16 protein-coding genes and 1 pseudogene are annotated in these 14468 nt (G+C 41.7%); 11 read left to right on the forward strand and 6 right to left on the reverse strand.

All coding sequences use genetic code 11. The features are described 5' to 3' along the window. Nucleotides 1-379: 379 nt before the first annotated feature. The 3 genes from PXH59_RS03920 to pabB all read right to left on the reverse strand — a co-directional run bounded on the left by PXH59_RS03920 (nucleotide 380) and on the right by pabB (nucleotide 3850). Nucleotides 380-1744 (reverse strand): L-serine ammonia-lyase, encoded by a 1365-nt coding sequence (locus PXH59_RS03920; protein ID WP_285810442.1) that lies wholly within the window; start codon nucleotides 1742-1744, stop codon nucleotides 380-382. Nucleotides 1745-1913: 169 nt separating this feature from the next. Next, nucleotides 1914-2483 carry a CoA pyrophosphatase gene (locus tag PXH59_RS03925; protein ID WP_285810443.1) on the reverse strand — a complete coding sequence of 190 codons (570 nt, stop codon included), beginning with the start codon at nucleotides 2481-2483 and terminating at the stop codon, nucleotides 1914-1916. Then, nucleotides 2480-3850, reverse strand: a complete 1371-nt coding sequence (pabB, locus tag PXH59_RS03930; protein WP_285810444.1) for an aminodeoxychorismate synthase component 1 — start codon at nucleotides 3848-3850, stop codon at nucleotides 2480-2482. The genes PXH59_RS03925 and pabB overlap by 4 nt, the downstream gene beginning before the upstream one ends. Before the next feature lie 149 nt (nucleotides 3851-3999). Between pabB and PXH59_RS03935 the strand changes: the two genes are divergently transcribed. The 4 genes from PXH59_RS03935 (at nucleotide 4000) to pip (ending at nucleotide 6411) form a co-directional block, all read left to right on the forward strand. Next, complete coding sequence (locus PXH59_RS03935; protein WP_047767936.1) at nucleotides 4000-4182, forward strand: YoaH family protein; 183 nt, start codon at nucleotides 4000-4002, stop codon at nucleotides 4180-4182. Between the two features lie 101 nt (nucleotides 4183-4283). Continuing rightward, the gene (gene yebF, locus PXH59_RS03940; RefSeq protein ID WP_285810445.1) at nucleotides 4284-4649 is read left to right on the forward strand and encodes a protein YebF; all 366 of its coding nucleotides are present in this window, start codon (nucleotides 4284-4286) and stop codon (nucleotides 4647-4649) included. 215 nt (nucleotides 4650-4864) lie between these two features. Further along, nucleotides 4865-5320, forward strand: coding sequence for an IS200/IS605 family transposase (tnpA, locus tag PXH59_RS03945; RefSeq protein WP_047767579.1), 456 nt, complete (start codon nucleotides 4865-4867; stop codon nucleotides 5318-5320). Nucleotides 5321-5457: 137 nt separating this feature from the next. Beyond that, a complete protein-coding gene (pip, locus tag PXH59_RS03950) occupies nucleotides 5458-6411 on the forward strand; it encodes a prolyl aminopeptidase (RefSeq protein ID WP_285810446.1) in 954 nt (317 codons plus the stop codon). A 63-nt stretch (nucleotides 6412-6474) separates the two neighbouring features. On the opposite strand, the gene PXH59_RS03955 is transcribed toward pip, so the two are convergent. Next, entirely contained in the window at nucleotides 6475-6705 is a 231-nt protein-coding gene (locus PXH59_RS03955) for a DNA polymerase III subunit theta (protein ID WP_047767930.1), read from the reverse strand. A 458-nt stretch (nucleotides 6706-7163) separates the two neighbouring features. On the opposite strand from PXH59_RS03955, the gene ftnA reads away from it, so the two are divergent. From ftnA to PXH59_RS03975, 4 genes are all read left to right on the forward strand, one after another. Beyond that, on the forward strand, nucleotides 7164-7655 hold the full coding sequence (gene ftnA / locus PXH59_RS03960) for a non-heme ferritin (RefSeq protein WP_285810447.1): 492 nt from the start codon (nucleotides 7164-7166) through the stop codon (nucleotides 7653-7655). A 236-nt stretch (nucleotides 7656-7891) separates the two neighbouring features. Further along, nucleotides 7892-8278 carry a copper homeostasis periplasmic binding protein CopC gene (copC, locus tag PXH59_RS03965; protein WP_285810448.1) on the forward strand — a complete coding sequence of 129 codons (387 nt, stop codon included), beginning with the start codon at nucleotides 7892-7894 and terminating at the stop codon, nucleotides 8276-8278. Beyond that, nucleotides 8278-9201 (forward strand): copper homeostasis membrane protein CopD, encoded by a 924-nt coding sequence (gene copD / locus PXH59_RS03970; RefSeq protein WP_285810449.1) that lies wholly within the window; start codon nucleotides 8278-8280, stop codon nucleotides 9199-9201. Before copC ends, copD begins: the two co-directional genes overlap by 1 nt. 85 nt (nucleotides 9202-9286) lie before the next feature. After that, nucleotides 9287-9637, forward strand: coding sequence for a YebY family protein (locus PXH59_RS03975; protein ID WP_047767919.1), 351 nt, complete (start codon nucleotides 9287-9289; stop codon nucleotides 9635-9637). Nucleotides 9638-9806: 169 nt separating this feature from the next. On the opposite strand, the gene PXH59_RS03980 is transcribed toward PXH59_RS03975, so the two are convergent. Both PXH59_RS03980 and PXH59_RS03985 read right to left on the reverse strand, forming a co-directional pair. Then, a complete protein-coding gene (locus PXH59_RS03980) occupies nucleotides 9807-10355 on the reverse strand; it encodes an IS630 family transposase (protein WP_285811610.1) in 549 nt (182 codons plus the stop codon). Next, on the reverse strand, nucleotides 10324-10647 hold the full coding sequence (locus tag PXH59_RS03985; protein ID WP_285808283.1) for an IS630 transposase-related protein: 324 nt from the start codon (nucleotides 10645-10647) through the stop codon (nucleotides 10324-10326). The genes PXH59_RS03980 and PXH59_RS03985 overlap by 32 nt, the downstream gene beginning before the upstream one ends. A 295-nt stretch (nucleotides 10648-10942) precedes the next feature. Here PXH59_RS03985 and PXH59_RS03990 point away from each other — a divergent pair, with 295 nt between their 5' ends. The 3 genes and pseudogenes from PXH59_RS03990 to prc all read left to right on the forward strand — a co-directional run bounded on the left by PXH59_RS03990 (nucleotide 10943) and on the right by prc (nucleotide 14366). Continuing rightward, entirely contained in the window at nucleotides 10943-11440 is a 498-nt protein-coding gene (locus PXH59_RS03990) for a GAF domain-containing protein (RefSeq protein ID WP_285810450.1), read from the forward strand. Between the two features lie 95 nt (nucleotides 11441-11535). Further along, nucleotides 11536-12246, forward strand: coding sequence for an RNA chaperone ProQ (gene proQ / locus PXH59_RS03995; protein WP_285810451.1), 711 nt, complete (start codon nucleotides 11536-11538; stop codon nucleotides 12244-12246). Between the two features lie 19 nt (nucleotides 12247-12265). Beyond that, nucleotides 12266-14366, forward strand: a pseudogene (prc, locus tag PXH59_RS04000) (carboxy terminal-processing peptidase). Nucleotides 14367-14468 lie beyond the last annotated feature (102 nt).

Consider the following 14468-nt stretch of genomic DNA (forward strand, 5'->3'; position numbering starts at 1 on the left):
TTACATAAGTAAATATATAGTTAGAATATCATTTGCAGGCTTCAAGAAAATTGCTATCAGTCAGAAAAATTAAGATAGACTATTTTGACAGGCTAAAACAATATTTTATTCTAAGAAATTATCTTTGTTTGTCGTTAAACTCCGGTCATTCATTATAATTTAGTGTTTAAATCCGTTCCCGGTAACATTTTCTTAAATTTATTATAAAAAAATTGTGATGTTTTTGGCGAAAATAGAAAAAAATATACTTTAGTAATTCGTTTCAGCCAAAAAAATATCCCTGCCAAATGGCAGGGATATTTTTTCAGTTACCATTCAATGGTAGAAAAAACAGGCATAAATATCGCTTATTGTAAAATAAATGAACGATATCTTACGACTAGTCACATTGAACTTTTATCGCCAAACCACCGCGTGAAGTTTCACGGTATTTTGAGTTCATATCTTTGCCGGTTTCATACATGGTCTCAATCACTTTATCGAGAGAAACACGTGGTTCACTGGTACGGCGAAGTGCCATACGAGCAGCATTGATCGCTTTAACGGAAGCAATCGCATTACGTTCAATACAAGGCACTTGCACCTGGCCCGCGACAGGGTCACAGGTCAGGCCGAGGTTATGTTCCATGCCAATTTCTGCTGCGATACAAACCTGCTCAGGGCTTGCACCCAGTAATTCTGCAATGCCGGCTGCGGCCATAGAACAAGCAACCCCAACTTCACCCTGGCAGCCAACTTCGGCACCAGAAATAGAGGCATTCATCTTATATAAGATACCGATTGCACCGGCAGCCAGAAAATAGCGGGTGTACAGTTCCGCCGTTACAGGTTCAATGCAATGGTTGTAATAGGCCAAAACAGCCGGGACAATACCACACGCGCCATTAGTTGGCGCTGTCACAACCCGGCCACCCGCCGCATTTTCTTCATTGACGGCCAATGCAAACATATTGATTAAATCAACAACATTCATTGGGTCATTCGACAATTTGTTTGATGATGTCAGCATACGCTGCAATGCGGCGGCACGGCGAGGAACCCGCAAGGGACCTGGTAAAATGCCTTCTGTATTCAGGCCACGCTCAATACAAGCTTGCATCGTTGCCCAGATATCGGCGAAATACTCAGCAATTTCTTCTTTGCTGTGTAAATCCAATTCATTTTTCATCATCAAGCCAGAAACAGACAAGCCGGTTTTATTACAGTTCATCAGCAGTTCTGCCGCAGAGCTATAAGGATAAGAAACAGGTTTGGAATCTTGGGATGGCTTGCCAAAATGTTCTTCATCAACAATAAAACCACCACCGATAGAGTAGTAGGTTTTGCTATAAACTTTTTCATCACCAGCGAACGCATGAATTTGCATGCCGTTTTCGTGCAGTGATAAGTTATCGCTACGGAAGTTCATACCGCCATTGCGAGGAAAATCGACTTCGTGTAAACCATTTGCCAGCGGCAAACGTTCAGTTTGCTCAACATCACGAATAAAACCTGGAATTGAATCAATATCAACAGTTGCGGGCATATTACCTGCCAGGCCCATGATGATAGCGATATCCGTATGGTGACCTTTCCCGGTTAATGAAAGTGAGCCGTATACATCAACAGCTACACGCGTGATAGAGGACATTACCCCTTGGTTTACAAGATCATCGACAAATTGTTTGCCTGCTTTCATAGGACCAACAGTATGAGAGCTGGATGGGCCAATACCCACCTTAAACATGTCGAAAACGCTAATCACGCCAGACTCCTTTAAAGAAGAAAGAGATATAGTTATTTATATAAAGCGCGCTACTTTACTGTTATTTGATAGTGTTGATAAAGGAGTTTACAGTTTTTTTTTAATTATAATAGCAATTGATATGATTATGGATAAGTAATGCACAGTTTTGTGGTGTTTTGCGCCCAATTCAGAACGTTTTTTGCACTTGCTGTGCTAAGTGATAAATAATGGCTGCGGTTAATCCCCAAATCATATGCTCTTGGTGCCAATAAAAATAGACTCGGCGTTGTTGATTACGGCGTTTTATATCCAGATACCGGTAATGGGGAAGAGAAAGAGCATCAAACAGTGGGATTTCAAAAATGCTTGCTACTTCTGCTGGGTTGGTTCGAAAAGAGATGGGTTCGGAAATAAGCCCAATTACCGGAGTGACACGATAACCGCCAATGCTATCCAGGGGGGCTAATTGCCCCAGTATTTGCACCTTATCTTGCGGTAGGCTGACTTCTTCTTCTGCCTCACGCAGGGCGGTGGCAATCAGGGATGTGTCTTCAGGATCTGCTGCTCCGCCGGGAAAAGCAATTTGCCCGGCATGGGAGCGGAGGCTTGCAGAGCGTTGAGTGAATAACAGCGTGGGTTCTGGCTTACATATAATCGGTAATAATACTGCCGCATTGCGCGAGTTGCTGGCTGAGTGTATTGGTCGTGCAGGAAGCTGCAATTGAAACCGATGAATGAAGTCAGAGAGCGATGTCATGATAGAGAGAGTTTCCCTAATTGAGGTAAGATCCGTCCGAGTTTATCAAATGTTTCCTGATACTCTTTTTCAGCAATGCTATCTGCAACGATACCACCACCGGCCCAACAGTAAATTTTTCCTTTTTCTGTCAATAAGGTACGAATAGTAATATTGCTGTCCATTGTGCCACAGAAACTAATATAGCCAACAGCGCCACAATATCCGTGTCTGCGATGTGGTTCCAACTCTTCAATGATTTCCATAGCCCGAATTTTAGGGGCACCCGTAATTGATCCACCGGGAAAACAGGCACGCAGTAAATCTGTGACATGATATGTATCGGGCAAGGTTGCAGTGATAGTACTGACCAGATGGTGTACGGCCGGAAAAGGTTCAACAACAAATAATTCAGGGACTTTGACCGAGCCTGGAATAGCAACCCGCCCAATATCATTTCTCAACAAGTCAACAATCATCAGGTTTTCCGCACGATCTTTGCGTGAGTTTGCTAATTTCTCTGCTTGTCTTTGATCCTCTGCGGGATCTTGCAATCGGGGCAGCGTTCCCTTTATTGGGCGTGTCTGAATGCGATGGTCTTTCAAAAGAATAAAACGTTCAGGTGAAACGCTGATGATGCAGTGCTCAGGCAAGCGAATAAAGGCAGAAAAAGGCGCTTGATTACTTTCATTGAGCTGGCTAAATGCCTGCCATTCATCTCCCTTGTAATCAGCCTGGAACCGTTGTGATAAATTGACTTGATAGCAATCCCCTTCTCGTAGGTAGCGATGGATATGAGCAATTTTTTCGTGGTATTGCTGCTCTGTCATATTGGATTGCCACGGACTTGTCAGGGAAAAAACGTCTTTCCTGTTTTCTCGCAGAGACTCTAACCATGTCAGCCGTTGGTCAATATTGTGGTAGCTTAGTAACGTCGCTTTCTGTAGCTGATGATCAATAACTAAGCCCCAATCGTAGATACCCACAGCCATATCAGGAAAGCTCAGTTCATTGGCAGCTAATTCAGGTAGCGTTTCAATACGTCGTCCGAGATCGTATCCCCATATCCCTAATGCGCCTCCTTGAAAAGGGAGATCTGGATCAAATTGAGTATCAATACCACAGGCGTGAAGATGGTCTTTTAATAGCTGGAAGGGATCTTCTTTGGAAAGAAAAACCTTACCATGACGATTAATTTCGGTAGAGGCTCTTTGAGTGACAAGCGTTGTCACTGGTTCGGCGACGATAATATCAAATCGATTATGCGGATGTTCGGCAGCGCCAGAATGTAACAGCATGGCCCAGGGTAATGCAGAAAGGGGCGCAAAATAGTGAATGGCGAGATCAGGAGAATACGGCAATTGTCGTTTTTGTAATGCAATTTTCATGACGGAATCAATATTGGTGTTTAGCAATCCACAAGGAATAACATATTAATCTGCGGAGATTATCATACAATCTTGCTCCTGACTTGAGGTAAAACAGGCTATAATCGCCGCTTGCCATTAACTGTTATGTTTTGTTTGAGGTTATAACGATGTTTTCAGGTATGCCAGCATTATCCCATGAAGAGCAGCAAGCTGCCGTAGAAAGGATCCATCAGCTTATTTCCGAAGGAATGAGCAGCGGAGAAGCCATTGCTATTATTGCTCGGAAATTGCGCGAAAAGCACCAGCACCATGAGCAGATCCATGTTTTATTTGAAGACGGTGAAAACTAATCGCAACGCATTTTTAACAAAAATCACATAATTACTTTCTATTACATGTTAATTTACCGCAACTTTTAATCCATACTATTTGGATGGTAATAGGAGGTAACATGAAGTCAAGTCAATTCATTCGTCGTATTGGTTTATTGAGTGTCGGTGTCCTGTTTTCTGTTTCATTTACTGCAATCGCTGCTGATAATGAGCGTGTGGCGAAGTTTATTTCTTGTAAAAATTTAACCAAAGATCAAGTGGCGGCACAGGTTAAACAAGATTTTTTACAAAATCGTATTAATCACTGGGATGAAGACAGAAAGCAATTAGGCACTGCAAAACTGATTGCGTGGGTAAATGTCAATGATATTACTGGTGATAAGGACGCATTGCAGGTTCCTCTGGTCGTCCGGGGCACGAAAAAAGATAAAAGTTACAATGTCATCATTGATTGTCAAAAAGAGACTATCAATTATAGTAAATAATTTGTCGCGCTATCTTTTCTTTAAATATGTACGGGATACTGAGAAAGTATCCCGTTTTGTTTAGGGCTTTAGCCAGTTTAAGAAGCCCTATGCTTCTTAAACATAAAACCACCCGCTATGCGGGTGGAGATCAGGGGGTTATACCAAGAAAAACACCTTTCCGTTACGATATAGATGTTCAAGCTAATATGCGTAACTAAGAAGGAAAGGTGTTTATGGGAATTAAAGCACAAAGCTTGGCCCACACAAAGTGGCTCTGCAAATACCATATCGTCTTTTCGCCGAAATACAGACGTAAAGTTATTTTTGCAAGTTTACGTTCAAGTATAGGTGAGATTTTAAAAAACCTTTGTAAGTACAAAGGGGTAGAAATAATAGAAGGACATTTGATGCCAGATCATGTGCATATGTTGGTGAGTATCCCGCCGAAAATCAGTGTATCGAGTTTCATGGGATATTTGAAAGGTAAAAGTTCACTGATGATATTTGATAAGCACGCGAATCTAAAATACAAATTTGGCAACAGGAAGTTTTGGTCAGAAGGATATTATGTGAGTACAGTAGGACTCAATGAAGCCACGATCCGTAAGTATATCCGAGAGCAGGAAAAGCAAGATTTCATACAGGATAAATTGAGTGCACGTGAGTATGAGGACCCCTTTAAGGGGTAAGCCAAAGAGACAATGACATTTAGCTTGAACAAAGAGAAAGCGGCGTCATTTTGGCGCAGTCGGTAACATGCCCTTATAGGGCGAGAGCAAACCACCCGCTATGCGGGTGGTTTTGATTTGAACAGTGAGAGGGCTTTATGACGGAACAACGGAAACTCTATCCCGCTTATAACGCGTATCAAACAGGGTATCTGGATACAGGTGATGGACACCAGGTTTATTGGGAATTGTGTGGCAACCCAAAAGGTAAGCCCGCCGTATTCATTCATGGTGGGCCTGGTGGTGGGATAGCAAACTATCATCGTCAGTTATTCGATCCCGAACGCTATCATATTATGTTATTTGATCAGCGTGGCTGTGGGCGTTCTAAGCCCCATGCGAGTCTGGAAAATAATACCACATGGCATTTGGTAGCCGATCTTGAACGGCTGCGTAATCTTATGGGCGTTGAGCAGTGGCTGGTTTTTGGGGGTTCATGGGGATCAACGCTGGCTTTAGCCTATGCTGAGAAACACCCGAATAGCGTGTCAGAATTAGTGCTAAGAGGGATTTTCCTGCTTCGCCCACAAGAATTGCATTGGTATTATCAAGAAGGCGCTTCTCATTTTTTCCCAGAAAAATGGGAGCGTACATTATCTATCCTGTCGGAAGAAGAGCGTAAAGATGTCATCGCTGCCTATAACAAACGGCTGACCAATGAAGATGTGCAAGTACAGTTGGAAGCAGCACGTTTATGGAGTCTCTGGGAAGGCGAAACGGTAACGTTGCTGCCTTCTGCAAGTTCAGCTTCTTTTGCAGAAGATAATTTTGCTTTGGCATTTGCACGTATTGAAAGCCATTACTTTATCAATAATGGTTTTATGGATGAAACCCAGCAATTACTGGATCATATTGATGTGATCAGACATATCCCAGCGGTGATTATCCATGGCCGCTACGATATGGCATGTCCGGTACAGAATGCGTGGGATTTGGCAAAAGCGTGGCCGGAAGCTGAATTGCACCTTGTGGAAGGTGCGGGTCACTCTTTTGATGAAGCCGGTATTTTACACCAACTCATTAAGGCGACTGATAAGTTTGTTGGAAAATAGATTTACCGAAAATAGTTAAGATAACCACCCGCAAAGTGGTGGTTATCCTTTCTTATCATTCCGTTAACGGCTTTTAGGCTCATAAGGCAGGCGCGACAGTAATCTTGATTGCTGGCGGTAGTGCTGTAAGCGTTGTTGGAAATATTTCCGCAGATGTGCTGGTTGTGATTGTTCAACAGTGTCAGGAATGACAGGCATGTTATAACGTTCTTTAAAAGCAACACCGGATGCGGCTAAATCAACATTGACCTCATTCATCTCATCTTTAGATAATTTGGCTAAGTTATGTTCCATTTTGGCCTCTCTGAAAACGCATTTTTAATTTATCTAACATAACAGAAAATTAATAGACTCTTTTTCGTTTAGCAAGTTGTTTAAAAAAGGGCAAAAATTCACCTGATATACGCGATAAACGTCAAGTTGCAATCCGCAAGACGACGCGGGATCTTATATTTTCCCGCTGTGCGGGGAAATATAACACACATCTTGACGTTGTATTGGTATAAATATAAATAATATCAATTCTCATTTTTATTAAAAATGTTTTTCTGAATAAAAATTTAATTAAATAAAATTGATTCTTATTTTCTCATATTTAATGAGATTTATTCTTGTTGGTTTTTATAAATAAATCTTTATTTATCATATTATTATGTATTTTTATTTTGTTTTTGTATTATGTGATTTTAATTGGCATAATACGCCAGGTTTAATGAGTTATTAGGAGGGTTGTCCGATGTTAAAAAAAAGAAATGATCAAAAAATTAAATGAGCAATTAAATCTGGAATTTTATTCTGCGAATTTATACCTGCAAATGAGTGCATGGTGCAGCGATAAGGGATATGAAGGCGCAGCAGCGTTTTTAAAGACGCATTCACAGGAAGAAATGCAACATATGCAACGCTTGTTTGATTATTTGGGTGATACGGGTTCAATGCCTGTTTTAGGCGCTATTCAGGCCCCGCCTGTTGAATTTAAATCTATCTCCGATGTATTCAATCAGACTTATGAGCATGAAAAATTGATCACAGAAGAGATCAATAAACTTGCCCATGTAGCGATGACGACACAAGACTATTCCACTTTTAATTTCTTGCAGTGGTATGTGGCTGAACAACACGAAGAAGAAAAACTGTTCAAATCTATTCTGGACAAACTGGATATGGTGGGTGAAACGGGAAATGCCTTGTTCTTACTAGATAAAGATCTTAAGGGATTGTCTATGGCACCGGCACACGCCTGATATCGCCTTCGTCTTTCAACTTGATCTGTTTTTCCACCGTAACTCCCGTTTCTTTACGTATTTTTTCATGCATTGTGAAACCGGGGTTACGGCCCACCCTCTTTTATTCCCATTTTTGCGTAGTGTCTCACAGGTCAGGACATTCCCCGTCATTTACCGCAGATTAAACAGATTTTTTGATATAGAATCTCCCTTCAGGCATAAAAAATTCATCAACATATTAAAGGGTTATCTATATGTTTATTCTTAACATCCGTTCATTCTGGACCAAATTATCGACTCTTGTGGTTCTGTTTGTCGGTATGTCTTGTCAGCAGGCTTTGGCCCATGCACATTTGAAAGATCAGACTCCCGCAGAAAATACAACGGTTGAAGCTATCCCACAAATTATCACCTTGAACTTCTCAGAACGTATTGAACTTGGATTCAGTAAGGTAAAATTGATTGGCCCAGAAAAAAACGTAGTTAAAACAGGTAAACTGGAACTCGATCCTGAAACCAAAACCAAGTTAATCCTGCCGGTTGAAGGCAAACTTACGGCGGGAAAATACAGTGTTGACTGGAGTGTACTCTCTGTCGATGGTCATAAAACAAAAGGCGTTTATAGCTTTACCGTAAGATAATGATCTCTCTAGAGGTGCTATACATATTCTGCCGTTTCTCTCATTTTGTGGTCGTCATGTTGATGTTCGGCCTTAGCTTATTCACCGTAATGCTTGTTTCTGGGCATTTCTCGATCCTAATGAGAGAATGGTTAAACGTTGGAGTTTTAATCAGCACCGTGCTGGCTTTGCTAACCTCAATCATCTGGTTTATTGTACAGGCTGGATTAATGGGGGATGGCTGGCACGATGTTTATGCTCCGGATATCTGGCTGGCTGTCTTGGGAACCTCTTTTGGGCAAGTATGGCGATGGCAGTTATTGATAGCTGTACTTGCTGCTGGTGGATTGTTCCTTTCCGATATTAAAGTCAGAAATTTCCTGTTGTTAGGTTGCTCGATTATTTTACTTTCCAGCCATGCTTTCATTGGGCATGCAGCGATGTATGAAGGAAGCATCGGGCTATTATTTCAAGCCAATCAGGTTATCCATTTACTCAGTGCAGGTTACTGGTTTGGTGGATTGTGGCCATTCTTAGTGTGTCTGCAATGCTTGCGATTACGGCAGCCAGCAGAAACAAGCTTATCTCCCAATGTGACTATCCTGTATGCAGAGAGCGTAACAGCCATGAGGAAATTCTCTCTTTATGGGCATGTTGCCGTGTTTCTGGTGATTGTGACAGGAATTGTGAGTAGTGTGATCCTCATTCCAGACTGGCCTGTCTTCAGTCGAGTTCTGTCTGAATACCAATCCATGTTATGGTTAAAAATAGTGCTGGTTATTGGAATGGTACTTTTGGCTTTGATTAACCGCTATATTTTAGTTCCCAAGTTAAAGCAGAAAAGGAGCTATCAGCAATTGATAATCAATAGTTGGCTGGAAATTATTCTGGGTACAACCGCATTGTTATGCGTAGCGATTTTTGCAACGCAACCGCCTGCGTGATTCTTAAATGATTGGTGTAAATCTGGCTATATCAACAGGAAAATTAGCGATAAAATCACGGCATGTATCTATCAGGGGAAAGATAATGAAACGACTATTTTGGGCTTTGCCTCTTTTGCTTCTCTCTTTTCAGGGAGTGGCTGCACCAATAAAAACCATTAGCAAGCTACAGTTTGGCAAACAGTGGGCATTTACTCGCGAAGAGGTTATGCTTGATTGTCGAGGAGATGGCGCGTTGTTTGTGATAAATCCCGGCACATTGATGCAGTATCCGTTGAATGATCGAGCAACACAACTTATGCAAGCCAATAAAGTGATTGCATCATCATTAGAGACAATCCTATTAAATGACCCCGAACATCCCAATCAAAAAATGAGTGTTGTGCCATTCCAGAAAGCGGCATTGGCTTTATGTGACCCTCCATCCAACCGATAATGGTTGAAATTTGGTAAATCATTGTATGTAAACTACGCTTTAAATCGTAAGTTGTTCTACGTCTCAATGGCAACTTTTAGCGCAAGGCTCTTTGATAGAGCTATTTTTCCCTGGGTCGAGTTGAGGAGTGAACTCGGCCTTTTTTTGCTTGTGCTTACATATAGCAGAATCAACATAACCTGACACACTCGATGTGCTCGGTGAACACCTCATCAACTGAACATCTTTTTTGTCTTCTTATCGCTTTTGCCCCACCCCATTTGTGTTCTATGGGATTCAAGTCCGGACTATAAGCGGGCAGCCACTCTAATTGATATTGACTCTCTGCTATCGCTTGTATCGTATCAAGTCGTTTATGAAAACGCGCATTATCCATGACTATCACGGCACCGTGTGGGAGTTTGGGCAATAAATCCTGCGTCACCCACGCATGAAAGACATCGGCGTTAATGTTGCCAGTAAATAAGCTTAAGGTGATGAACGTATTTTCGAGAATGGCTCCAATCACGTTAATACGGCCTTTCGCGTGCCAATCCTGTGTACCAAAACAACGCTGCCCTTTCTCTGAATACCCGTATATCCGTGGCATTGACTGCGCGAAACCACTTTCATCCAAATACACAATCGGTTTGCCTTCCTGTTTATAGCCGCTGATGCGCTCGACAAACGCCTGACGAAGCTGAGGATCAGCGCGAGGATGTTTTAAGGTTTTTTTTATGAGTGAGGCGAAGCCGTTTCAACGCGTAATGAATCGCCGATTGTGAGACCCCTAAGCGCTTTGCTCTTTCCCATTGATAGTCATCAGGAAAATTTTGGACATCCGCGATGAGCACCTCATCAGGAATTTTCATGGGAGGCTTATCACGCGTCATGCAAGGTTCTATTTTATGACTCCACCGGAACAGGGTACGAATAGAAATCTCAAAATGGGCACTCGTTTGTTCGAAAGTCAACGAATGCTTATCTTTGTATGCCAGTACTCTTTTTCGAAAATCTAGACTGTAACCCATTTCACTTTATGCCTTGTCATTTTGGATTTGGATATTATGACATATTAGTATGATTTTGCTATAACAAAACACGCTAGTTTTTAAATAAGCTGTGATATCTCCCTAGATTTTATAAGTGAATATGGGTAAAAATAATTAAAGAAAATTTAAATTCAGGAAGAGAGGCAGTATTCTGAACGAAAATTTAAATCATAGTGGCAGATTATGCTTAGAAATAGTCTGTTAAATATGGTAAAAATTTTATGTGAAATCATTATTTCTATTTTGTTAAAAATTGTCTATTGCGTAGGAGTTTATGAATAAGAATGAATTTTATCAAGAGCTAGCAGATAGTCTGATGGCACTGCTATCAGGGGAGTACGATCTTATTGCTTCTCTTGCTAACACAAGCGCATTGTTATACGAACGTTTGGATAATGTTAATTGGGTTGGTTTTTATTTAGTTGATGATGATACTCTGGTTTTAGGGCCATTTCAGGGTAAGATCGCTTGCGTTCGTATTCCTGTAGGAAAAGGTGTATGCGGAACGGCTGTTGCAAATAAGCGTATACAGCGTATTTCTGATGTACATGCTTTCCCTGGTCATATAGCCTGCGATGCCACCAGTAATGCTGAAATTGTACTTCCTTTAGAAATCAATGGACAAATTATTGGCATTTTGGATATTGATAGCACGGTTTTTGATCGGTTTGACGAGAATGATGAAAATGGCTTGAAAGCGCTGGTTATCAGGCTTTGTAACCATTTGGAACAATGTGTTATGTCAAAATATCTACAACAGAACGTAACTTAACATACGTATAACGTGGCATTTATCAGCAACGCTATTATAATGTCGCCTGTTCATGCCTGCGCTGGTTGGCAAAACCGTTGTAATCAGGAAATTTCATGGAAAATCAACCTAAGTTGAACAGTAGTAAAGAAGTCATTGCTTTCTTGGCTGAGCGCTTCCCGCTTTGCTTTGTAGCAGAAGGTGAAGCACGTCCTTTGAAGATTGGGATCTTCCAGGACATCGTTGAACGTATTCAGGACGAGGAGTGTTTGAGTAAAACACAGCTCCGTTCTGCTTTGCGCTTGTATACCTCCAGTTGGCGTTATCTCTATGGTGTAAAAGAAGGAGCCCAGCGTGTTGACCTTGACGGAAACATGTGTGGGGCGCTGGAAATTGAACATATTGAACATGCGCGTCAGCAACTGGCAGAAGCGAAAGCACGGGTACAGGCTCAACGATCTGAACAGCGTGCCAAGAAACGTGAAACTGAAAACGTATCTGACAAGAAAAATGAACGCCCTGTGAATAAAAAGCCGGCTCCTCGTCATCAAAAGAGATCAGGTGATGGTGAAAAACGTCCGGTGCGTTCGCAAAACCACCCGCCACAATCGCGTAAACCAGCAGATAAAACCATAAAAAAAATGGCACAATCTGAGTTAAACTCAGTCACTGACGTATCCGCTTTGAAAGTCGGCCAGACTATTAAAGTAAACGTAGGAAAAAGCTTAATGGATGCATCTGTGCTTGAAATTGCAAAAGATGGTGTCAGAGTGCAGTTACCTACTGGTTTGGCAATGATTGTACGCGCAGAACACTTAAAGTTCTGATACGGAGGCCAACTTGGGCATGAACAAACTCATTACATTGGCTTTCGTTTTAGGTCTACCATTTTCTAGTATAGGTTATGCAGATACGATTAATGACAATGTCGCGGGTGGTAGCCACGCGACTAACGCCAATGTCATTAATGGTCACAATACGGCTGTTATCAGCCTGAGCCAACTGCCAGATTTAAAACCGGAACCACAGCACCCCACAGTAAGTAAGCGGATTGTTTCCCGCTTTCTCCGTTCTCATTATCGCCAGTTTTATCTGGATGCAGATTTTTCAGGAAAAATTTTTGATCGTTACCTGAATCAACTGGATTATGGACACAATGTTTTTTTGGCATCTGATATTGCCCCCTTCGCGTCTCAAAAGGGAGGATTAGGAAAAGAGCTTGAAAATGGCGATCTAAAGCTTCCTTATGATCTATTTAATCTGATGCAGAAACGCCGCTTTGAACGTTATCAATATGTGCTCTCCCGTTTAGAACGACCTGTTGACTTAAATGGTCATGACACCATTGAAACCGACCGTATCAAAGCACCATGGCCAAAGAGTGTTGAAGAGTTGGACAGGCTTTGGGATGCCAAAATCAAATTTGATTGGATAAACCTTAAGTTATCCGGCAAAAAAAGATGATAAAGAAATTAAAGAAACCCTGACTAAGCGCTATCGGACGTTATTAAAACGCCTTACACAAACCAAGAGTGAGGATGTTTTTCAAAGCATTATGATGGCTTTTGCCCGTGAAATAGATCCGCATACCAGTTATCTCTCTCCTCGTGATACAGAACAGTTTAATTCAGAGATGAGCTTATCTCTTGAGGGCATCGGTGCTGTTTTACAATATGATGATGAGTATATTACCATTCGTTCATTACTTGCGGGCGGCCCGGCTGCCAAAAGCAATTTATTGAAAGTTGGAGATAAAATCATTGGTGTTGGGCAAGTAGGCAAGCCAATTGTCGATGTTGTTGGATGGCGTTTGGAAGATGTTGTTGCGCTTATTAAAGGGCCGAAGGGGAGTAAAGTCCGCCTTGAAATCACGCCGAGTACAAAAGGGGCAAAAAACCACATTGTTACCTTAACCCGCGAGAATATCCGCCTTGAAGATAATGCTGTCAAGATGTCGGTGAAAACGGTAGGGAAAGAGAAGGTGGGTGTTCTGGATATACCCAGTTTCTATGTCGGCTTGACTAACGATGTAAAAGTGCAGTTGCAAAAGCTCACTAAACAGGGGGTTGCTTCGGTTGTTATTGATTTGCGCGGCAATGGTGGTGGAGCGCTCACAGAAGCTGTATCGTTATCTGGCTTATTTATTCCCACGGGGCCCGTTGTCCAGATCCGGGACAATACCGGTAGAGTCAAAGTGGAGGCAGATACAGATGAGGCAAGATATTATAAAGGGTCTCTGGTCGTTCTGATTGACAACAGAAGTGCTTCTGCATCTGAAATTTTTGCAGCTGCGATGCAGGATTATGGCCGTGGATTAATTGTGGGAGATCCTTCTTTCGGTAAAGGTACCGTTCAGCAATATCGCCCTTTGAATCGTATTTATGATCAAATGTTACGGCCTGAGTGGCCTGAAATTGGCTCTGTGCAATACACTATCCAGAAATTCTACCGGATAAACGGGGGGAGCACCCAGCTTAAAGGGGTAACGCCTGATATCATTATGCCGACAGGAGAAGAACCGTCTGAAATAGGGGAAAGTCAAGAGGATAATGCGTTACCTTGGGACAGCATTCAGCCTGCGCATTATACTTCCTTGAAAGTGATTTCAGAGTTAACCCCGCTATTGACTAAGCTGCATAATCAACGGATTGCTAATGATCCTGAGTTTAAATATATCAGACAGGATATTGCTTACTATAAAGTCATGAAAGAACGTAAGGGCGTTTACTCCTTGAACTATGCTCAAAGAGAGAAAGAAAACAAGGAATACGAAACAAACAAATTGAATCATCTTAATGAACGCTTTAAACGGGCAGGTAAAAAACCGCTCAAATCGCTTGAGGATTTACCAAAAGATTATAAAGGGCCTGATCCTTACTTAGATGAATCTGTAAAAATTGCCCTGGATTTGGCGCATCAGCCTGCTGAAATGGCTGTAACGAGATAGTTTTAAAATTCGTTATAGATAAAAGGTCGGCTTGTTAGCCGGCCTTTTTTTATCATATTGTAAAGTTATGTTGTTTACATCGCTTAACATCTTAAAAAACTT

It is taken from the genome of Xenorhabdus bakwenae, from assembly GCF_030272115.1.
GTDB lineage: Bacteria > Pseudomonadota > Gammaproteobacteria > Enterobacterales > Enterobacteriaceae > Xenorhabdus > Xenorhabdus bakwenae.